We start from the raw sequence: 19,794 nt of genomic DNA, 5'->3' as shown, positions 1-19,794 counted from the left end.
GGCCGTTACCGCAGCAATGGATATACACACAATCCAACTGCGTTGACTGTCAGGCCGCCTTCGCAGGCAAGCCAGCTCCCACATTTGGGTCGCGGTGCGTCAGCTAGATCAGCGTCGGCTATCAGGTCGTCACGGGAGCAAGCTCCCTCGCCACAGATCCGCTGTCACCCCCAAATTATGTAGATGCCTATGGCCATCGCAGGCAAGCCAGCCCCACATTTGGATCGCGCCGCATCAGTTAGATCGACGTCGGCTGCCAGGGGCACTCCCCTCTCACTCATGCCCTGCGCGCAGTCAACAACACCGCCGCCGCCGCTGACAACAAACCTGCGCAGCAGCGATTGAACAGGCGCTTGCCCTTGGGCTCGGCAAACCAGCGGCGCATATGCAGGCCCATATAGGCATAGACGCTGATGGCGACCCATTCCAAAGCCAGAAACATCACACCCAGCAGGGCAAATTGCGCAGTGACGGGTTGGCCGGGCACCACGAATTGCGGGAGGAAGGCGGTGAAGATCAGGATCGCTTTGGGGTTGCCCGCAGCCACCAGAAACTCCTGCCGCGCCAAGGCCCACAGGCCCACCTTCCTCGTTGCGGTGTCCACCTGCTGCTGCGGGTCTGCGCGCCATAGCTGATACGCCAGGTAAAACAGATACGCAGCGCCGAGCATCTTGATCCCGTAGAACAACAACTCCGAGGTTTGCAACACCACCGCCAACCCCGCGGAGGCAAGGGCGATCATGCCGGCGAAGGCCAGCAGGCGGCCGAGCCCGGCGAGGCAGGAGGTGCGGTAACCGTAGCGGGTAGCGTTACTTACCGACAGCAGGTTATTGGGGCCGGGGGCCATGTTCAGGGCGAAGCAGGCGGGGAGGAAGAGGGCGAGGGTGGCGAGGTCCATGGCGGCTCCGGGTTGCAGGTCGGGGAGTCTCGAGGATAAACGGATGAAGCGCGGTTTAACACTCCGTGGCCGGGCTTCTGGCCCCGCGAGCGCTTCAGGTGTCCGGATTGGATGAACGCTTGGCCTCAGGGGGTGCGGCAAATAACCGATCGGCGATTTGCCGGCCCCGTTCCAAGCCTTCCTGCGTCAGCCAAATGGACTTGTTTTTGTTCACCGGATTACTGATAAAACCTTGCTCGTGAAGCCGGTTCATTATTTGAAAGTCGTGGCCTTTCCATGAGTTGCCGTTATCAAAGCTGAAGGTGGTCAGCAGGGCAAGTACGGTTTCCTCAATCCGTTTTTCGTCGTATTCCATAATGGGTACTCCGCTTGAATTCCACAGACCCTATCTAGCTTAGCGCAGCATTTCGCTTGAAGAGTTATGATGCCAATCCCGGTTTTGATCATGGACGAAAAAATCTTGGCGACTCACTCTGTCAGTCACACGTTGGGTGCACCGTCTGAACTCAATTATTACGATTGCAGGTCGGTGCCATTGTCGACTGAGATCAGCGCGCTGGATGCCTGGAACATCATGACCGCCGAAACGGGACCGCTGTTAAAATTGGCCTTTCGGATCAGAGATGGGATTTCTTCAAGGTTTGGCGTCAAGCGCATCGGCGGGTTCTCCGGCAATCGGCGCGTGACGGTGCAAGCGGGTGAGCGGCTTGATTTTTTCCTGGTGGAGGACTGCGCGCCGGATAGGCTGGTGCTGACCGAGCGTGACCGGCACCTGGATGTGATGATTTGCCTTTCACTTGCTGATCGTGTGCTTACGATCACTTCATCGGTGATCACCCACAACACCTTTGGGCGTCTCTACATGCTGCCGGTGGGGTCGGCGCACAAGCTGATCGTCAATCGGCTAATGACCCGCTTGCAGCGCAAGCTGCAACAGCTTTGAATCTAGAAAAGACTCCCTCAACACAATTTATTCTCCGTCGGAGCTGTCGCGCTTCAACGATACAGCTAAAGCGCTGGATCACAGCGCAACGCTCCACACCGCCAGTTCATACCCATCTGGATCGGTGAAGTGGAACCTGCGGCCTCCTGGAAACGAAAACGTCTGGCGCGTAATCACCGTGCCCAGCTGTTGAAGCCGCTGCTGCACACTGTCCAAGTCATCGGCATACAAGATAACCAAGGGCCCGCCCGGTCGCACAGGCTCACCGGTGGTGAAACCACCCGTGAGCCGGCCATCGCTGAATTCGCTGTAGGTGGGGCCGTAGTCGACGAACGTCCAGCCGAATGCGGCGCCGTAGAAGGCTTTACTGCGGGCGATGTCGCTTACGTTGAATTCGATATTGTCGATCTGTCGGTCTTTACCGGGTGTGCTCATGGTTGCCTCCGTGGCTCGTATCTTAGGCCGCGAGTGTAGCGTATCCGGGCCTGCCCATTTCCCACACGCTCAAGGATGAAACCTGCGCCCCAACGCATCCAGCCGCACCGCGATCGGTGGCAGGCGTTCGCTGCTGCGCGCGAGTGTCTCGACGTCGTCGGCGGTGTTCTGGGCGATGCTTTGCACCGATTGCAAGCGCTCGACGATCTCCAGGTTGGCCGAGGTTTGCTCGCGGGTGGTGGTGACGATGTGGCCGTTGAGTTGGTCGATGTGCGCGATGTCCTCGCCCACCGCCCGTAGCATGTCCACGGCCTCTTGGCTGTCGGCCACGCAGCGCTCTACGCCTTCGCGGCTGGCGTGCATGGCTTCGACGGCTTGGCGGCTGCCGTGTTGCAGGCCCTCGATGATGCCCTTGATTTCCTGGGTGGAGAGGGCGGTGCGCTGGGCCAGGCTGCGCACTTCATCGGCCACCACGGCAAAGCCACGGCCTTGCTCGCCGGCGCGGGCGGCTTCGATGGCGGCGTTGAGGGCCAGCAGGTTGGTCTGGTTGGCGATGCTGCTGATCACTTCCAGCACCGAGCCGATTTGCTCTGCCTGCACCGCCAGGGATTCTACGGTCGACTCCGTGCCGTTGATGCGCGAAGCCAATTGGCTGATTTCATGCTGGGCGCGGCCGACGCTTTCCTGGCCGCGCACAATCTGCTGGCTGGCCTGGCCCGCGTGTTCCACTGCCTGTTCGACCTGCACCGTAATGTGGCCCATGGCGTCTTCCATGCGCTGCATCGAGCCGGTCATTTCGCCGATCTGTGCCAGTTGATGCCGGGCGCCTTTTTCCAGGGTGCCGCTGGCGCTGGCCAGTTCCTGGCCGAGCTGGCCCAGGCCATGGGAGTCACGGGCGACGCCGTCGATCAGGTGGGTGAGTTGCTGCAGGAAGTGGTCGAAACGCTTGGCGAGGGACACGTGGGCCTTGCCTTCACCGTGGGCGGTTTCCACGGTGAACTGCGAGGTAACGGCGAGCATCTTCTCCAGCATTTCCTGGCTCTCCACCGCTTCGGCCTGGCTATGGACGGCGAGGTAGAGGAGGGCGACGGTCTCCATCACCACATAGAAGGCATGGACGAACACCATCGTCCAGCCGCCGTGATGCTCCATCACAAACACCGGGAAGCCCTGGTGCTGCAAGGCATGGAACACCACGTGATGCACCGCGATGGTCAGTGCTGCTACCAAAATCGGCAGCCAGTCACGGTAGAAGGTCAGCACCGCCAACAGCGCGAAAATGCCGAAGTGGGATTCGATCACCCCGTGCGCCTGGTTGATGTGCAACGCCGCCATCACCATCAAGCCGGCGCCCAGTGCACAGCGCATCACGCGGGTGCCGCCGATGACGCGGTACAGCGCCGTGAGCACCACGCCGGTGCCGCCACCGACGATCACGGCCTGCATGAGGGTGTCGTGCCAGAACGCCAGGCCGAGGGAGAACAGCAACATCAGCCAGATCAATGCCAGCATGATGCGGTCGGCCTTGCGATAGTGCTCTAGAAAACGGACAGGCATTCACTCTTACTCCATGAGAGGGGGCGTCGAGGTCAAGCAAGCACGCGGTGTGCCACACAGGCGCGCCGCTGTGGAGTCAAGCAGATGTTCAGGATTGTCGCCGGTTACCCACGCGTTATCGGCACGCGGGCGTGGGACTTTAAGAACGGCTGCCCGAGCGAGCAGCCGAGGTTGCCGTGAGCCTCAGAAGCTGTACTTGGCAGTCAGCATCATGTTGCGGGGGCTGCCATAGGAGTCGCCGCCATAAGTCACTGAGTTGGAGATGGACTGGTAGTAGTGGCGATCAAAGATGTTGTTGGCATTGAGCTGCAGATCCAGGTGCTGATTGACCCGGTAGCCCGCCATCAAGTCAGTGACGGCGTAGCCGCCTTGCTGGAGCCGGTAGTTGCTGCCATCCGCTAGCTTGATGTCGTTGTACATGCGGCTCTGCCAGGAGATATTGCCGCCGACTCGGAGTTTTTCCAGCGGGCCCTGGAAGTTGTAGCGGGTGGTCACTTTGAACAGATGTTCCGGGATGTCGGTATCGAACTGCTTGTTGACCTTCTGCGGGTTGGCGTCGTCCTTGATGGTGTGGGTGCGCGCATAGGTATAGCCGCCGCCGACCTGCCAGTTTTCGGTCAAGGCGCCTTGCAGTTCGAAGTCGATACCCTGGCTGCGGATTTCACCCGAGGCGTCGGCACAGGACGCCTGCGGGCAGTTGGGCACCACCACCGGCACGGCGCGGTTTTCCTGGTCGACGCGGAACAACGCCACGCTGGCATTGAGCGTGCCACCGAAGTATTCGCCTTTGACGCCAACTTCATAATTTTTACCGACGATGGGCTTGAGTGGGGTGCCGGCTGTGCTCTTTTCCTTTTGCGGCGTGAAGATGTCGCTGTAGCTCACGTAGACCGAATGCTGGTCGTCCAGGTCGTAGATCAGGCCGGCGTAGCGGGTGAGGTTGCGGGTGACCTTGTAGTCGCCGGCGGCATCACGGTTGTCGTAGTCGTACCAGTCCAGGCGAGCGCCGAGGATCAGCTTCAGCGGGTCAGCCAGGCTCAGGCGGCTGGTCAGGTAGAAACCGTCCTGGGTGGTGACTTCGCGAACGTTGTTGGTGCGGGTGAAGTTCGGTTTGCCGGCATTGATCGGCCAGTTGAGGTCGTACGGGCTGTAGTTGTGGGTGGTCATGTCGTAGATGCGCTTGCTGGCGCCCACCACCAGTTCATGGGTACGGCCGAACGCCTCGAACGGGCCGCTGGCAAAGGCGTCGAGCCCGGCCTGGTTTTCATCGTAGCTGGCCTGGTACACCGTGCGGGCCAGGGTGCTTTTGGTCCAGCGCGATTGGTAGGAACCGGAGAACAAGGCGTTCTGTTCGGCATAGTTGGCGTTGACCTGCAGGCTCCAGTCGTTGGCCAGGCGCTGGCGCAGCTCAGCGAACAGGGTGTTGATTTCCTGGTCCTTGTTCTCCCAATCGGTGCCTGGGTTATAGGAGCGCGACAGGTCCAGGTGGCGGCCATCCAGGCCGACCATCGAAGCGCCCCAGAAGTAGTTGGTCTTGTCCTTCTGGTTCGAGTAACCGAGGGTCAGGGTGGTGTCTTCGCCCAGGTCGGCTTCGGTGACGGCATAGAAAAGGCCATGATCCTGCTCGGCCTTGTCGATAAAGCTGTTGGCATCACGGTAAGAGGTGACGACGCGACCGCGCCAGGTGCCGCTGTCATTGAGTGGGCTGGAGGCGTCGAGTTCGCCACGGTAGTCGTCCCAGCTACCGACGGCGCCGGTGAGGGTGACTTTCTGCTCGTCCAGTGGCCGCTTGCGGATCAGGTTGATCGCGGCCGAAGGGTTGCCCGCGCCGGTCACCAGGCCGGTTGCGCCGCGCACCACTTCGACGCGGTCGAACATTGCCAGGTTCGGCTGCGCGCCTACCGATGCACCGTTGTAGCCGCTGGGTATACCGTCATACATGAGGTTGTCGATGTCGAAACCGCGTGCGGTAAAGCCTTGTCGCCCAGGGCCGTTGGAGTAATTGAGGAACAGCCCCGGCGTGGCGTTGACCACGTCGTTGATGCTGGTCATGGCCTGGTCATCCATGCGCTGGCGCGTGATCACGGTGACGGCCTGCGGGGTTTCGCGCAGGGTCAGCGGCAGTTTGGTTGCGGTCTTCATCGAGCCGGTGGTGTACGACTCGCTGCCTTCGGTGGTTGCGCCAAGCTGTTTGCCGGAGACCTGGGTGGCGCCCAGCTCAATGGTGGCCGGTGCTTCGGCGTCGGCGGCCATGGCCGCAGTGGAGGTTGCTAGAGCGATAGTGATTGCCATCAGACTGGGTGTAAAAACGTTGCCGCCGCGTTGTTGCACAGACATGAAAGTAGGGCTCCCCAAGCGCCGTCCGTGGCGAATAATAAATCTGTTGATAATTATTCGCATCAGTTTGGCAGATTGAGTCTGTAGGGAAAAGCCCGAACGCTGTAGGAGCGAGCTTGCTCGCGAAAGACTCACTGGCGCCGCGTTTATTCAGCAAGCACGCATTATCGTTGAGGTTTTTCGCGAGCAAGCTCGCTCCTAAAGGGGGTGTTCAGGTGAACAGGATTTCGTAGGGCTCGCGCATGCGTTCCAGCAATATTTGCGCGAGCATCGGCGGTAAGCCGATCTGCGGGTCGCCCACCAACTGGCTGGCGTAGGCGTGGGCGGCGTGCAGCTTGCGTGCGACGGTCCAGGTGTCCAGGCGGACCTTGCGTGCACGTTGCCAGGGCATTACCGCGCTTTCCCGTGCTGGCCAGTGCCAAGCCCAGACCGGCAGTTCATACAACTGCGCACCCACCAGGCTGCACGCCTTGGCACTCGCGCGGCCAACGGCATCGTGGTCGTCATTGCCGTCGTTGCGCCAGGTGGTAAACACCACGTCGCCGGGTTGCAGGTAGCGCGCGATGAATTGGCTCATCGGCTGTTCACGGGCGGCCAGGGCGTCATCACAAAACCCGCCACGAATCCATTTCAGGCTGTGCAAGGGCATGCCCAATCTGCGCAGGGCCTCGGCGCTTTCCTGGGGGCGCACCACGCTCAAGCGGCTGGCCGGCCATACTTGCGAGCCGGGATGGCTGGCGCTGCCATCGGTGATGGAGATCAATTGCAGTGGATGCTCCTGGGTGCTGAGCAGTTGCAGCAAACCGCCGCATGCCAGCACTTCATCGCCCGGGTGCGGGGCGATCACCACCACGCGAGCACCGCGCGGTACCAGGGTGTTCACGGAGATGATGGGGGTTTGCGCCAACTGCGGCGCACTGTTCCAGATTTGCGCGGGGCCGCGGCGGCCTTCGCTTAAGGAGGCAGGCTTCATGGGTGTCACATCCTTGTCGGTTGATACCGGGTCGTACCCCGTTGACGGGACGACGCTCTTGTCTTCACCCCAGGCTCCGCTGGGGTGAGTGCTGTGCGAGGCGTTAGGAGCATAGACAGGCATGGGTGTCTGCACAACTTTGGATGCGATGCCACATAACAGTCGACGATTAGCCTGCCGTCTCACGATCCAGCTGTGGGAGCGGGCTTGCTCGCGAAAGCGGTGGGTCATTTACCATCAATGTTGGCTGGGCCGCCGTCTTCGCAGGCAAGCCAGCTCCCACACAGGTCATGTGTTGCCCAAAAAATTAGCGCCTGGCAGACACCCCTGTGGGAGCTGGCTTGCCTGCGATGGCCATAGGTATCTACACAACTTTGGTGTGACGCTGGACTGGTGGCGAGGGAGCTTGCTCCCGTGGCGGACTGACGGCCGGCGCCTATCTCCCTGACGCCCCAGGATCCTGCGGTTAAACGCTTTTCTGTTTTCACCCAGCCCGCATCAAGCTCTTCAAATAGTCCCCAAACCCACCCTCAGCCCGGCAATCCAAGCGCGCACTGGTCACCACTTGCGGTGCACGGCTCCAGGCGATGGAGGCGCCGCAACGCTCCAGATCACGCACCAGCTGTACATCCTCGTGGCATTCCAGCGGTTCAAACCCTCCGGCCTCTACATAGGCGCGGGCACTCACGCCCAGGTTGGCACCGTGGATATGCCGATGCCCGTCGTGGGCCTGGTAGGCCTGGTGGTAGCGGATCTGCGCCGCCGGGTCGAAGCCTTCGCTCCAGGCGTCTACGGTGACTGTGCCGCACACCGCGTCACAACCTTGAGCCAGTTGGGCCACCAGCCAGTCAGGGGCGACGCGGCTGTCGGCGTCGGTACAGGAAATCCACCGCGCGCCTTGCTCCAGCAAGTACCGTGCACCCACGCCGCGGGCATGCCCCACATTGCGAGCCTGCACGTGCAGGCAATGCACCTGGTGGGCCTGGGCAATCGCCGCGCTGGCATCGCTGCAGCTGTCGAGCACCACCAGGATGTGTACCGCTTCACCCAGCAAGCCCGGGTGGTCGGCGGCGATCCGCGCAGCCCTCAGGCAATCCTCCAACCAGGCTTCTTCGTTATGTGCCGGGATCAGAATACCGATCATCGTAAGCCCTCGTGGCGAGCGACCGAGGTGCCGTCGAGGCTCCACAGGTCGAGCAGGAAGTCCGGGTCCTGGTACTGCACCAACGGTGCTCCACCCAGACGCTGTTGCAGCACGGCGTGCACTTGTTCGGCGGTTTGCGGGCAACCGTCAATGGGCGCTCGCCAGTGGCAGGCCAGGAGTTGCCCATCAGCGGTCAAGGCGGCGAGGGCGCGGTCGAGCAGGCGATTAAAATCATCTGCATCAAGGTAGTAACAAAGCTCACTCAATACGATCAGTTCGAACTGCCCGCTGGGCCATTGCTCCGGCAGGCGGCGCTGCTCCACGCGGGCATGAGCAAAACGCTCCAGCCGCGCGTGTGCCAGCCGCACCGCAGCGCTGGCGGTGTCGCAACACAGCAGGCGGTCGCAACGTGGCGCCAGCTCGGCACTCAGTTCGCCATTGGCACAGCCCGGTTCGAATATCGACGCATAGCGCGGCCGTGTCAGCATGGCCAAGGTCAGGGCGCGCTTGCGTTGTTCGTACCAGCGTTGGCGAAAAGCCCAGGGGTCGTCATTGCCGGCAAACAATTGGTCGAAGTAGGGGGTTGCCACACTCATACGAACACCATTTCAAAAGGTTGCAGCAAGCGTTCCACCACATAGGGCGCCAGCACTGGAGGCAGGCCGATTTGCGGGTCGCCCTCCAATTGGCTGGCAAAGGCGTGGATCGCATGGCGTTTGCGTGCCACTTGCTCGGCGGTCAGCGGGATTTTGCGCGCCCGATGCCAGGGCACTTTGTGGTCTTGGGCGGTGGCCCAGTGCCAGGTCCATACCGGCAGTTCACACAACACTGCGCCGACGGCCTTGGCGGCCTTGGCGCTGGCGCGGCCCACGGCTTCATGATCGCAATGGCCATCCTCGCACCACGTGGCGAACACCACGTCGTTGGGCTTGAGGTGGCGCTGGATAAACTCGCACAGCTGGGTTTCGCGCTCGGCCACATGGCTGTCGGCAAACCCGCCGCGCAACCATTTCAAACTGTGCAGCGGCAAGCCAAGGCGGTGCAGGGCCTGGGCTGATTCCTGCGGGCGCACCACGCTCAAGCGCTCCACCGGCCAGCGCCGGGAGCCAGGGTGGCTGGCGCTGCCGTCGGTGACGGAGATCAACTGGATGGGGCGATCCAATGCAGCCAACCCTTGCAGCAAGCCGCCGCTGCCCAGCACTTCATCATCCGGGTGCGGGGCGACGATCACCGCTCGATGCCCTGGCGGCACCAACTGCGCCACGCTGATGTGTGGCAACTCCGCCAGCCGTTCAGAGTTTTGCCAGTGGCTCAACGGTGTGCCCTGGCCAACAATCGGGTTGGGCTTCATAGCGCCCATCTCCCTGAGGGCTCGCCAGCGACGTGTTCGCCCAAAGCGGCCAAGTCGCGTTCGGCATGGCTTTGCCGCACATACACCGGCAAATCCGCCATCAACTGGGCAAAGTGCGGGTCCTTGCAATACGGCCCGGCGCCGACCGCACGGCCCACATGGTGGATCACTTGCTCCACCGTATCTTCGATACACGCGCGCGTCTGTTGCGCCAGTTGCCGCGCATCGGCGCGTGGCTGGCGGTCGATCTGCGCGGCGCTGGCGCGTAACACGCAGGCGGCGCTGTTCAGGGCGCTGTCGACGGCGCCGAGGTGGGCTAGCGCATGGGGCTCCGAACGCGTGGCACACTGGGCGCGTAGCACTTCGCCCAGGCGTTGCGCCGCGCCGTACCAGCACGCGGCGATGCCAATGCCGCCGTGCCAGAAGCCCGGGCGGGACAGATAGTCGCCCGGGCCACCCACGGCAATCCCCCTGGCGGCGCTGAACAGGATGTCGACACTACCGGTCGCCGCCATGCCCACCGCCTTCCAACCTTCATCCGTCACCGTGATGCCGGGCTGATCCATCGCCACGGCCACCAGTTGCTGGCGGTCCTCTTCGTCCCAGGCCGTCAACAAGCCATGGCTGAGCACCGCCGCACCGGAACACCAGGCTTTGCGCCCCTCGATCAGCAATCGCTGGCCGTCGCGGCGCACGCGCACCTTGGCGGTCGGCGGCTCGGCCGCCCACATGCCCCAGGTGCTGCCCAGCGGCGGCAAGGGGCTGTCGAGTTCGGCAAGGATCGCCAGCGCATCGGTATGGCCTTCGAACAACTTGCACAGGCGCAGGTCATGCCCGGCCACCTGAGCCAATTGGCTCAAGCGGGCCAGGGTATCGCCGCTGCCCGGCAACGGCAGTTGGTCAAGGCCTTCCTCTTGAAGGGCCCTCAGCGCATTGCCCAGGGCTTGCGTGTCGGCATAGCCCCGGTAGCCCCGAAGGAAACCGTGCAAGGCCATTTCACACCTCGCCTTCGTGCTGCAGTTCAAACAGCAGCAGCGAGCGACCGGTGACCGCGTACTCGTGCTCGAAATCAAAGCGCTCCTGGCCACGCACAGCCGGGTCGTTGGTGTCGAGCAGGCAGGTCCAGAACTCACCCTCCGGTACCGGCGGCAGGCGGAAATTGACCAGGTCGTGATGGGCGTTGACCACCAGCAGCAAGGTGGCGTCGGCCCCGGCGCGGCGAATCCCGGTTTCCTGGGCGCGGCCATCCATCAGCATGCCCAGGCAGCGGCCCTGGCTGTCTTCCCATTGCTCGGTAGTCATCTCGTTGCCATCCGGCGCCAGCCAGGTGACGTCCTTCACACCGATGTCTTCGTTGTAGTCGCCCACCAGGAAGCGCCCACGCCGCAGGATCGGGTACGCCAGGCGCAACTTGATCAGGCGCTTGACGAACTTGAGCAGGGCCTTGCCGTCATCGTCCAGGTCCCAGTTGACCCAGCCGATTTCGCTGTCCTGGCAATAGGCGTTGTTGTTGCCGTGCTGAGTGCGAGCGAACTCGTCCCCGGCGACGATCATCGGCGTGCCCTGGGCCAGCAACAGGGTGGCGAAGAAGTTGCGCATCTGGCGCAGGCGCAGCGCGTTGATCTCCGGGTCGTCGGTAGGGCCTTCGACACCGTGGTTCCAGGACAGGTTGTTATTGCTGCCGTCCTGGTTGTTTTCGTCGTTGGCCTCGTTGTGTTTGTCGTTGTACGACACCAGGTCGTGCAAGGTGAAGCCGTCGTGGGCGGTGATGAAGTTCACCGAGCTGTACGGCCTGCGCCCACGGTGGTTGAACATCTCGCCCGAGGCGGTCATGCGCCCGGCGAAGTCGGCGAGTTGGCCGTCGTCGCCTTTCCAGAACGCCCGCACGGTGTCGCGGAAACGGTCGTTCCATTCCACCCAGCCGGGCGGGAAGTTGCCCACTTGGTAGCCGCCGGGGCCGCAGTCCCAGGGCTCGGCGATGAGTTTCAACTGGCGCAGAATCGGGTCCTGGCGGCAAGCCACGAGGAAGCTGTGACGCTCATCGAAGCCGTCGCGGTAGCGCCCGAGGATGGTCGCCAGGTCAAAGCGGAAGCCGTCCACGTGCATCTCGGTGGCCCAGTAACGCAGGGAGTCGGTGACCATTTGCAGCACGCACGGGTGGCTCAAGTCCAGGGTGTTGCCGGTGCCGGAATCGTTGATGTAGAAACGCTTGTCGTCGGGCATCAGCCGATAGTAAGAGGCGTTGTCGATGCCACGCATGGACAGGGTCGGGCCGCGCTCGTTGCCTTCGGCGGTGTGGTTATAGACCACGTCCAGAATCACTTCCAGCTTTTGCTCGTGCAGGTGCGCGACCATCTCCTTGAACTCGGCGATCTTGCCGCTGGCCAGGTAGCGCGGGTCGGGGGCGAAGAACGCGATGCTGTTGTAGCCCCAGTAGTTGGTCATGCCTTTTTCCAGCAGATGCTGGTCGTTGACGAAGGCATGCACGGGCAACAGCTCGACCGAGGAAATGCCCAACTGACGGATGTGCTTGAGTACGTCATCTTCCATCAAGCCGGCGCAGGTCCCTCGCACTGACTCGCCGACAGAAGGATGGCGCATGCTGATGCCGCGCAGGTGGGTTTCGTAGATGATCGTGCGGTCCCACGGCACCCGTACCGGTTGGTCGTTGCCCCAGGTGTGCGCCGGGTCGATGACCTTGCACTTGGGCACGAAGGGCGCACTGTCGCGTTCATCGAAACTGAGGTCGTCGTCCGGGTGGCCGATGGTGTAGCCAAACAGCGCTTCGGACCATTTGAGTTCGCCCACCAGTTGCTTGGCGTAGGGGTCGATCAGCAGCTTGTTGTGGTTGAAACGGTGACCATTGGCCGGGTCATACGGGCCGTATACGCGGTAGCCGTAGATCAGCCCAGGGTGAGCATCGGGCAGGTAGCCATGAAAGATTTCGTCGGTGTATTCGGGCAGTTCGATGCGTTCCAGCTCAACCTCGCCGGTATCGTCGAACAGGCACAGCTCCACTTTGGTGGCGTTGGCGGAAAACAGTGCAAAGTTCACACCCAGGCCATCCCAGGTGGCGCCGAGGGGGAAGGGCAAACCTTCACGGATCCGCGACGGCTCGTGAACCGGCGTCGCTGTGGTGTTGTCGGGCTTGCTCATCGAGTTGCTCCTGCAAGGGGTCTTTTTTCGGGCCGAACGCCGCCTTACTGACGGTGCCTCAGCGCATGGCATGGACGGAAAAGGGCCTGCAGCGCGCATTGCGTGCTGCAGGCCCGAGAAATCATGGGGCGGGCGGTTTGGGCTTCTTCGGCGCGGCGGGTTTCTTTGCCGCAGGCTTGGCGGCGGCAGGCGCAGCCGGCTTGGGCTTGGCCGCAGCCTTGGGCGCGGTTTTTGGCTTGGCGGCCGGTTTGGGCTTGCTTGGCGTCAGCGCCTCGGCTTCGGCCAGCTTGCGCGCCATCTCCCAGTGGCGATCATGGGCGCCATCGGGCTTGCCTTCAGACTCCCAGATCTGATGCGCCAGTTCGCGAATGCGTTTGTCTTCTTTACTCATCACAAACTCCTCACAGAAAATTTTCAGCTTTCTTGATTATCAGGATTGATAAAGACATTGACCGGGAGATCCCCCAGGGCAGCGCTGATCAACAGCTCCTTGTTGGGTGTGACTACGCCCGTTTGAAAAAGTCCCTTCCAGTTTTGTGCAGGGGCGGCGAACGGTAATTTCACCCGCGTATCGCCCCAAACCTGCGCATTGATCTGGGGAAACATCCCGTTTTCAAGCAGAGGATAAGACCAGCGCGGCACCACCACTAGCAACTGCCTGCCCTGATGTTCACGGTAGAACGCAACGACGCGTTCCGCGTGCTGGCCCAGCACTTCCAGCGGTGTGTAGCTGCCATGGCGCAGCAGTTCGGGGCAGGCTTTACGCAGGCCCAGCACCTGGGCGATCAATGCCTGTTTGATACGCCCGTCGCGCCAGTTGAACAACAGTTCGCCGATGTCCGGTGGTGCCTGCAATGCACGTTGCCGCGCAGCGAAGTCCACCGGGCGACGGTTGTCCGGGTCGACCAGGCTGAAGTCCCAGAACTCATCGCCCTGGTAAATATCCGGCACACCCGGCACGGTCAGATGAAGCAAGGTTTGCGCCAGCCCATTCAGGGCGCCGGCGGGGGCGATGGCCTGGGCCGCGCTGTCCAGGGCACTGCGCAGCGGCGCACCGGCCTCACTGAGCAGCAGGCGCTTGAGGAACCCGTCCACCGCCTGTTCATACGCGTCGTTGGGCGCGCTCCAACTGCTCTGCAACTTGGCCTCGCGCAGGGCTTTTTGCTGCCACTGCCACAGGCGTTGTTGGTACGCCTCCAGATCGGGGTTGGGTTCCAGCGGCCAACTGCCCAGCAGCACCTGATAAAGAATCAGCTCATCACCCGCCGAGGGGCTCTCGGCGCTCTCGCGCAAAGGCTCTGCCAGGCGGCGCCAGTGCTCGACCTGTTCGGCATACCAGGGGGCACACTCGCTGAGCACCGCCAGGCGCGCACGGGTGTCTTCGCCGCGTTTGTGGTCATGGGTAGCGGTGGCCAGCAGGTTGCCAGGGAAAGTCTTCAGGCGCTGTTGATTGGCTGCATGGAAATCGGCCAACGGCGCACTGAATTGCTCGGTACTGAAACCCACATCGTTACGCGACAACAGCACCGCCGAACGATAAAACGCGGTGTCTTCCACGGCCTTGGCGGCAGCTGGCGAGGTCAGTTGCTGGAAGCGCACGCAGGCATGCTTGAGCATCTTGCGCGCGCGGCCCACCGGGCGATTGCGCCATGGCTGGCCACCGAGCCATTGCTCTAGGTGGTCGAGCACCGGCCAGTCGCCCTCGTTGAGGGTGCTGCGCGCACCCTCCATGGCCTGCTGGAACACCTTGTCATCGTCCGCACTGCGGCCCTTGGCGCTGATATAGGTGCGGTACACCGGGAAATGCACAATCAGTTCCTGCAAGGCACGGCGAATGGCGCCCAGGGTCAGATCGCGGGTCATTACGTCATCGCGGGCCACTTGCAGCAGGGCCTGGGCCACGCTTTCGAAGTCGCCGCCCAACGAACCATTGAGGATCTGCTGGCGCGCCAGCCGCGCTTCTTCGCCGAAGGCTGAAGGCCGTTCGCTGTAACGCGTCCACATCTGCGCCAGCGGTGCAAAACCTTCGGGATGGTGTTGCAGTAATGACAACTGGTTCATGAACTCGTAGCCGGTGGTGCCATCCACCTGCCAGTCTTCACGCAGGGTTTCACCTTCGCCAAGGATCTTTTCAACAAAGATGGGCAAGTGGCGTTGAGGTGACAGCGCGTCTACGCGGCGGCGCAATTTGCGGCAATAGCCACGCGGGTCGGCCAGGCCATCGATATGGTCGATGCGCAGCCCGTCGACCAGCCCCGCGCTGATCAGCTCGAAAATCTTGCCATGGGTGGCTTCGAACACCGCCGCGCGTTCGACCCGCAGGCCGCCGAGCTCATTGACGTCGAAAAAACGCCGCCAGTTGATGTCGTCTGCGGCTGTGCGCCAACTGGCCAGGCGATAGGTCTGTTGTTCGAGCAGGTGATGCAGGCGCTCGAAACCGTCGGGCTGGCGACTGTCGAATGCGATCAGGCGTTGTTCAATAGCGGGTCGCAGCTCGCTGGCGCGTTCGGCCAGGGCTTGTTTGAGCTCGGTGGCTCCGGCGTAGGCGTCGTGCTGATAGGCGAGGGCGGCGAAACGTTCGGCCAGCGATTTGAGTAACTCGTCGCTACCCAGAATCAAGCCGTAGTCCCTGGGGCAAATCGGAAAACGGTGTTCGTAATGCTCGACGTAGAAACTCCCCTGGGCGGCATCGAACTTGAGCGCCAGCGTGCCGTTTTGCAAGGCTTCGCCGTAATCGCTGCCGAGGAAGGGCATCAGCAACTGGCCCTTGAGCAGCGGGTCGGGGGAGTGCCACTGGATGTCGAAGAACTCGCTGTAGGGGCTCAGGCGGCCCCATTCCAGCAGGTCCAGCCACCAAGGGTTATCCGCGCCGCCCACGGCCATATGGTTGGAGACGATATCGAGGATCAACCCCATGTCGTGCTCACGCAGCGCGGCGACCAGGCGACGCAACGCCGCTTCGCCCCCCAGTTCCGGGTTGACGCGGGTCGGGTCGACCACATCGTAGCCGTGCATGGAGCCGGCGCGGGCGCTTAACAGTGGTGAAGCATACAGGTGGCTGATGCCCAGTTGGGCAAAGTACGGCACCAGTGGCACCGCGTCATCGAGGGTAAAACCTTTATGAAATTGCAGGCGCTGGGTGGCGCGCAGGGGCAGTGCGTTCATCGGTCACGCTCATAGGCTTGGTTGCGCGCCACGGCCAGCAGTTCGAGGCGACGCGCGGCGCTGTCATTGTCGAGCAGGCTGGCGGCTTCGCCGGGCAAGCGTCGGCGCCAATTGGGGTGGGTGTCGAGGGTGCCCGGCAGGTTGGCTTGCTCCTCGATGCCCAACGCATCTTCCAGGGGCAACAACACCAGGGGCGCGCGGGTGTGGCCCAGGTAGCGCACGCTGGCGTCGATCATATGGTCGGTGTCGTTGCGGATCTCGTCGATGAAGTTCTGCGGGGCCTGGCTCAAGGCTTGGCGCAGTGCCTGGCGTTCGCGCAGGCGGTGTTCGCTCCATTGGTCTACGGTGGGCGCATCGATCAGGCCCAACTGGATATTCCATTCGATATCGCGGCTGTGCCACCAGCCATTGAGGGTCGGCAAGTCGTGGGTACTGGTGGTGGCCAAGGCGTTGTCGGGCCAATCGAGGATGGGCTTGAACTGGCCGTCATGGTTCTGTTCGAACAGCAGCACCCGCATGCCCAGGATCGAGCGGGCGCTGAGCTTCTCGCGCAGGCCGTCGGGCACGGTGCCCAGGTCTTCACCGAGGACGATGGCCTGGTGTCGGTGCGATTCCAGGGCGAGCAAACGCAGCAGGTCGTCCACCGGGTAATACAAGTAGGCACCTTCGCGGGGTGATGCGCCCAGGGGGATCACCCACAGGCGTTGCAGGCCCATCACATGGTCGATGCGCAAGCCGCCGGCATGGGCGAAGTTGGCCCGCAGCATTTCGATAAAGGCGCGATAGCCATTGCGCTTGAGGCCCTCAGGGGAAAAGGCAGAGATGCCCCAGCCTTGGCCTGCGCGGTTGAGAATGTCCGGTGGCGCGCCGACGGTGAGGTCGGCCAGCAGTTCATCCTGGCGACTCCAGGCCTGGCTGCCGCCGCCGTCGGCGCCCACCGCCAGGTCGGCGATCAGGCCGATGCCCATGCCGCTGCCACGGGCGGCCTGTTGTGCGCGCTCAAGGCTGCGGGCAATCAGCCATTGGGTGAAGGCGAAATAGCCGATTTCGTCGCGGTTGTCCTCAGCGAACTGCGTCAGGGCCGGGCTCTGTGGCGTACGCCAGGCTTCGGGCCATTGGCGCCAGTCCAGGTCCTCACCCACGGCGGCACGCTGGGCCTGTATGGCTTCGAAGCGGCAGTGGTTTTCCAGGGCTTCGCCGCCGGCCTGGCGGAAGCTTTGAAAGTCGGCATGCTGGGGATGCGCGCCGTGGCGGAAGTCTTCATACAGTGTGCGCAGCAGGCGTTGCTTGGCTTTGGCGGCGGCCGGCCAGTCGATCAGCGTGAGCTGTTCCAGGGCATGCAACTCCTCAGCCAACCCGGCAGCTTCGATGGCGTTGCGCACCTCACGTTCACCGAGGATGCACGCCGGCGAAGCATACAGGCTGTTGAGAAACAGGCGGCTGGAGGGTGAATAGGGGCTGAAACGCTCAGTGTCGGCGCTGAACATCGCGTGCATCGGGCTGATTGCCACGGCGGCGGCGCCGCGCTCGGCGGCGGAACGCACCAGGTGCTCCAGGGCCAGGGTGTCGCCAAAACCGCCATCGCCCAGGCGGCGCAAGGCATAGAGTTGGGCGCTCAGGCCCCAGGCGCGAGCGGGTTGGCTGTCGACCGCGTCGGCCACGCTGTAGCAGTGGCTGGGTGCGACGGCCAGGGTGAAGGTTTGTCCGTCGATATGCACCTGGTGGTAGCCGAGGGCAATCACGCCGGGCAATACGGCCTCGCCGTCCAGGCGCAGCTCCAGGGTTTCGCCGCCTTCCAGGCTGACGCGACACGGGGTGTCCGGGGCGAAATAGCGTGCCAGGTCCAGGCCCGCACCGCTGTCGGTGGTCATCAAGGGCGGCAGGTGCCGGTCCTGCTGCGCCTGCTCAAGTTGCAGCAGGCTCGCGTCGATCTCGGCATCGCTGTCGGCCGGGTGCCCCAGCCCTTTGAGGACGGCACGCAGGGCATCAGGCTTTACATGTTGCGGGCGACCGTTGGCATCGATCCAATCGACGGCCAGGCCCGCGCGGCTGGCGAGAATTTCCAGGTTCGCTTCGCTCAAAGAATGTCTCCAACAGGGGATAAGCAAACGCGTGCGCTCAAGGGCGGTAAGTGCGCACCTTGCAGGGCAGGCGTTTGGAAAATAATCGGGTGGGGTGCCGGATGATCCAGGGGCTGTTCACTCAGGTTCAGGTCGATCTGCAGCACACGGCCGTTGCCCAGGCGCCAGCGCGCGGTGATGGCATGGTCAGCCAGCACCTGCGCGCCCAGGGCGACGGTGCCGGGCAAGTGCGGCACCACGTGCACGTGACGCAGGCTCAGCAGGTGGCGGTAGAGCTGGGTGTGGTCGTTCTCGACGAAGGAAGGCACCGACTGTAAAAAGGTTTGCAGCGCGTTGGGGTCGGGGATGCGCTGGCGTTGCTCGGGGTCGTGAAACGCCGCGAAGTCGGCAAATTCATTGCGCCGCCCCTCACGCACCGCCTCGGCCAGTTCGCCATGATGGTCGGTGAAAAACAGGAACGGCTCGGCGGCATTCACCTCGTCGCCCATGAACAACATCGGGATCATGGGGCACAGCAACAGTAGGGTGGTCGCGGCGCTCAGTGCCTGGGGCGAACACAGCTGGTGCAGGCGTTCGCCCAGGGCGCGGTTGCCGACCTGGTCGTGGTTTTGCAGGAACGCCACGAAGGCGCTGGGGGGCAAATCCGCACTGGGTTCGCCGCGGGCATGCCCATGGCGTGTGGTCTCGCCCTGGTAGATGAACCCCTCGGCCAGGCAGCGCGCCAGCTTGGCGGTGGGCTGTTCGGCAAAGTCGCTGTAATAGGCGTCGGTTTCATCGGTGAGCAGCACGTGCAGCACGTTATGAAAGTCATCATTCCATTGCGCGTCGAAATCGTGCTGCAACAGGCTGGCCTGGTTCAGCTCGTTTTCCAGCATCAGCCACACGTGGCGCCCGCCGTCCACCTGCTGGCGTACCCGTTGCGCCAGCTCTTGCAGAAACCCGGGGTTGTCGATGGCGTGAACGGCATCCAGGCGCAGGCCGTCGAAGCGGTATTCGAGCAGCCACATCAGGGCGTTATCGAGGAAGAAATCCCGCACCTCACGGCGTTCAAAATCAATGCCGGCGCCCCAGGGCGTGTGCACGTCCTCCTGAAAGAAACCCTGGGCGTACTGGCCCAGGTAATTGCCATCGGGGCCGAAGTGGTTGTAGACCACATCAAGGATCACCGCCAAGCCGTGGCCATGGGCACTGTCGATCAGTTGCTTGAGTTGCTCGGGCGTGCCGTAGGTGGCGTGGGGCGCGTAGGGCAGTACGCCGTCATAGCCCCAATTGCGCTCGCCGGGAAATTGCGCCAGAGGCATCAATTCAATCGCGGTGACGCCCAGCTCGGCCAGGCGCGGCAGGTGTTTCTCGACGCCAGCGTAGCCGCCCATGGCACCGACGTGAAGCTCGTAGATGATCGCCGTGTGCCAGGGGCGGCCTTGCCACTGGCTGTGGCGCCATTCATAGGCGAGGGGGTCGACTACTCGGCTCCAGCCATGCACATCCAGCGCCTGGGCCCTGGAAGCAGGGTCGGGTACCGTGTTTTCGCCATCGATATTAAAGCGGTAGAGCGTGCCGGCAGGGCACGCGACTTCGACTTCGAACCAACCACCGGCCTGGGGCAGCATGACGATGGTTTTACCCTGTTCCAATTCAACGCTGACATAAAATGCGTCTGGCGCCCATAACGCAAAGCGCGTGCGGTGCGCGTCCAGCATGATTGCGCCGTGGGGCCAGGTTTCCAGAGTCCGTAACGGCATCTATGAAGACCT

16 protein-coding genes are annotated in these 19,794 nt (G+C 62.8%); 1 reads left to right on the top strand and 15 read right to left on the bottom strand.

The window, feature by feature from the left end; genetic code table 11:
* Positions 1 to 277 precede the first annotated feature (277 nt).
* Together A7K61_RS12680 and A7K61_RS12675 are read right to left on the bottom strand one after the other, a co-directional pair.
* Complete coding sequence (locus A7K61_RS12680) at positions 278 to 898, bottom strand: LysE family translocator (RefSeq protein ID WP_069557688.1); 621 nt, start codon at positions 896 to 898, stop codon at positions 278 to 280.
* A gap of 94 nt (positions 899 to 992) precedes the next feature.
* Positions 993 to 1,253 (bottom strand): DUF6429 family protein, encoded by a 261-nt coding sequence (locus A7K61_RS12675; RefSeq protein WP_044272992.1) that lies wholly within the window; start codon positions 1,251 to 1,253, stop codon positions 993 to 995.
* A gap of 66 nt (positions 1,254 to 1,319) precedes the next feature.
* Here A7K61_RS12675 and A7K61_RS12670 point away from each other — a divergent pair, with 66 nt between their 5' ends.
* Positions 1,320 to 1,841: a DUF2867 domain-containing protein gene (locus A7K61_RS12670; RefSeq protein ID WP_069557687.1), complete on the top strand. Its 522-nt coding sequence runs from the start codon at positions 1,320 to 1,322 to the stop codon at positions 1,839 to 1,841.
* Positions 1,842 to 1,919: 78 nt separating this feature from the next.
* Here the strand turns inward: A7K61_RS12670 and A7K61_RS12665 are convergent, their stop codons facing one another.
* The 13 genes from A7K61_RS12665 to treZ form a co-directional block, all read right to left on the bottom strand.
* Positions 1,920 to 2,276 carry a VOC family protein gene (locus A7K61_RS12665; RefSeq protein WP_044272990.1) on the bottom strand — a complete coding sequence of 119 codons (357 nt, stop codon included), beginning with the start codon at positions 2,274 to 2,276 and terminating at the stop codon, positions 1,920 to 1,922.
* Positions 2,277 to 2,345: 69 nt separating this feature from the next.
* Positions 2,346 to 3,833 (bottom strand): methyl-accepting chemotaxis protein, encoded by a 1,488-nt coding sequence (locus A7K61_RS34070; protein ID WP_044272989.1) that lies wholly within the window; start codon positions 3,831 to 3,833, stop codon positions 2,346 to 2,348.
* A 183-nt stretch (positions 3,834 to 4,016) separates the two neighbouring features.
* Positions 4,017 to 6,170, bottom strand: coding sequence for a TonB-dependent siderophore receptor (locus tag A7K61_RS12655; RefSeq protein WP_069557686.1), 2,154 nt, complete (start codon positions 6,168 to 6,170; stop codon positions 4,017 to 4,019).
* A 211-nt stretch (positions 6,171 to 6,381) separates the two neighbouring features.
* Positions 6,382 to 7,143, bottom strand: coding sequence for a PIG-L deacetylase family protein (locus A7K61_RS12650; RefSeq protein WP_044272987.1), 762 nt, complete (start codon positions 7,141 to 7,143; stop codon positions 6,382 to 6,384).
* Between the two features lie 484 nt (positions 7,144 to 7,627).
* A complete protein-coding gene (locus A7K61_RS12645; RefSeq protein WP_069557685.1) occupies positions 7,628 to 8,287 on the bottom strand; it encodes a glycosyltransferase family 2 protein in 660 nt (219 codons plus the stop codon).
* A complete protein-coding gene (locus tag A7K61_RS12640; protein ID WP_069557684.1) occupies positions 8,284 to 8,883 on the bottom strand; it encodes an SAM-dependent methyltransferase in 600 nt (199 codons plus the stop codon). The genes A7K61_RS12645 and A7K61_RS12640 overlap by 4 nt, the downstream gene beginning before the upstream one ends.
* Entirely contained in the window at positions 8,880 to 9,638 is a 759-nt protein-coding gene (locus A7K61_RS12635; protein ID WP_047710992.1) for a PIG-L deacetylase family protein, read from the bottom strand. Before A7K61_RS12635 ends, A7K61_RS12640 begins: the two co-directional genes overlap by 4 nt.
* Positions 9,635 to 10,633 (bottom strand): acyl-CoA dehydrogenase family protein, encoded by a 999-nt coding sequence (locus A7K61_RS12630; RefSeq protein WP_047710991.1) that lies wholly within the window; start codon positions 10,631 to 10,633, stop codon positions 9,635 to 9,637. The genes A7K61_RS12635 and A7K61_RS12630 overlap by 4 nt, the downstream gene beginning before the upstream one ends.
* 1 nt (position 10,634) lies before the next feature.
* Positions 10,635 to 12,794 carry a glycogen debranching protein GlgX gene (gene glgX, locus A7K61_RS12625; RefSeq protein ID WP_044274203.1) on the bottom strand — a complete coding sequence of 720 codons (2,160 nt, stop codon included), beginning with the start codon at positions 12,792 to 12,794 and terminating at the stop codon, positions 10,635 to 10,637.
* A 121-nt stretch (positions 12,795 to 12,915) separates the two neighbouring features.
* The gene (locus A7K61_RS12620) at positions 12,916 to 13,185 is read right to left on the bottom strand and encodes a DUF2934 domain-containing protein (RefSeq protein ID WP_003191595.1); all 270 of its coding nucleotides are present in this window, start codon (positions 13,183 to 13,185) and stop codon (positions 12,916 to 12,918) included.
* Between the two features lie 23 nt (positions 13,186 to 13,208).
* Positions 13,209 to 15,959, bottom strand: coding sequence for a malto-oligosyltrehalose synthase (locus A7K61_RS12615; protein ID WP_069557683.1), 2,751 nt, complete (start codon positions 15,957 to 15,959; stop codon positions 13,209 to 13,211).
* Entirely contained in the window at positions 15,956 to 18,040 is a 2,085-nt protein-coding gene (gene malQ / locus A7K61_RS12610) for a 4-alpha-glucanotransferase (RefSeq protein WP_069557682.1), read from the bottom strand. The genes A7K61_RS12615 and malQ overlap by 4 nt, the downstream gene beginning before the upstream one ends.
* Positions 18,037 to 19,782: a malto-oligosyltrehalose trehalohydrolase gene (treZ, locus tag A7K61_RS12605; RefSeq protein ID WP_069557681.1), complete on the bottom strand. Its 1,746-nt coding sequence runs from the start codon at positions 19,780 to 19,782 to the stop codon at positions 18,037 to 18,039. The genes malQ and treZ overlap by 4 nt, the downstream gene beginning before the upstream one ends.
* Between the last annotated feature and the right edge of the window lie 12 nt (positions 19,783 to 19,794).

Origin of the sequence: Pseudomonas sp. AP42 (genome assembly GCF_001728935.1) — a bacterium.
Lineage (GTDB): Bacteria > Pseudomonadota > Gammaproteobacteria > Pseudomonadales > Pseudomonadaceae > Aquipseudomonas > Aquipseudomonas lactis.
The sequence above is the reverse complement of the archived record's forward strand: the minus strand, read 5'-3'. Positions and strand labels throughout refer to the sequence as shown.

Coding starts and splice junctions, on each gene's coding strand:
- A7K61_RS12640 (WP_069557684.1), bottom strand. CDS start 8,883: ATGAGTGTGGCAACCCCCTACTTCGACCAATTGTTTGCCGGCAATGAC.
- A7K61_RS12630 (WP_047710991.1), bottom strand. CDS start 10,633: ATGGCCTTGCACGGTTTCCTTCGGGGCTACCGGGGCTATGCCGACACG.
- A7K61_RS12645 (WP_069557685.1), bottom strand. CDS start 8,287: ATGATCGGTATTCTGATCCCGGCACATAACGAAGAAGCCTGGTTGGAG.
- A7K61_RS12680 (WP_069557688.1), bottom strand. CDS start 898: ATGGACCTCGCCACCCTCGCCCTCTTCCTCCCCGCCTGCTTCGCCCTG.
- treZ (WP_069557681.1), bottom strand. CDS start 19,782: ATGCCGTTACGGACTCTGGAAACCTGGCCCCACGGCGCAATCATGCTG.
- A7K61_RS12650 (WP_044272987.1), bottom strand. CDS start 7,143: ATGAAGCCTGCCTCCTTAAGCGAAGGCCGCCGCGGCCCCGCGCAAATC.
- A7K61_RS12670 (WP_069557687.1), top strand. CDS start 1,320: ATGATGCCAATCCCGGTTTTGATCATGGACGAAAAAATCTTGGCGACT.
- A7K61_RS12675 (WP_044272992.1), bottom strand. CDS start 1,253: ATGGAATACGACGAAAAACGGATTGAGGAAACCGTACTTGCCCTGCTG.
- A7K61_RS12615 (WP_069557683.1), bottom strand. CDS start 15,959: ATGAACGCACTGCCCCTGCGCGCCACCCAGCGCCTGCAATTTCATAAA.
- A7K61_RS12655 (WP_069557686.1), bottom strand. CDS start 6,170: ATGTCTGTGCAACAACGCGGCGGCAACGTTTTTACACCCAGTCTGATG.
- A7K61_RS12665 (WP_044272990.1), bottom strand. CDS start 2,276: ATGAGCACACCCGGTAAAGACCGACAGATCGACAATATCGAATTCAAC.
- glgX (WP_044274203.1), bottom strand. CDS start 12,794: ATGAGCAAGCCCGACAACACCACAGCGACGCCGGTTCACGAGCCGTCG.
- A7K61_RS34070 (WP_044272989.1), bottom strand. CDS start 3,833: ATGCCTGTCCGTTTTCTAGAGCACTATCGCAAGGCCGACCGCATCATG.
- A7K61_RS12635 (WP_047710992.1), bottom strand. CDS start 9,638: ATGAAGCCCAACCCGATTGTTGGCCAGGGCACACCGTTGAGCCACTGG.
- A7K61_RS12620 (WP_003191595.1), bottom strand. CDS start 13,185: ATGAGTAAAGAAGACAAACGCATTCGCGAACTGGCGCATCAGATCTGG.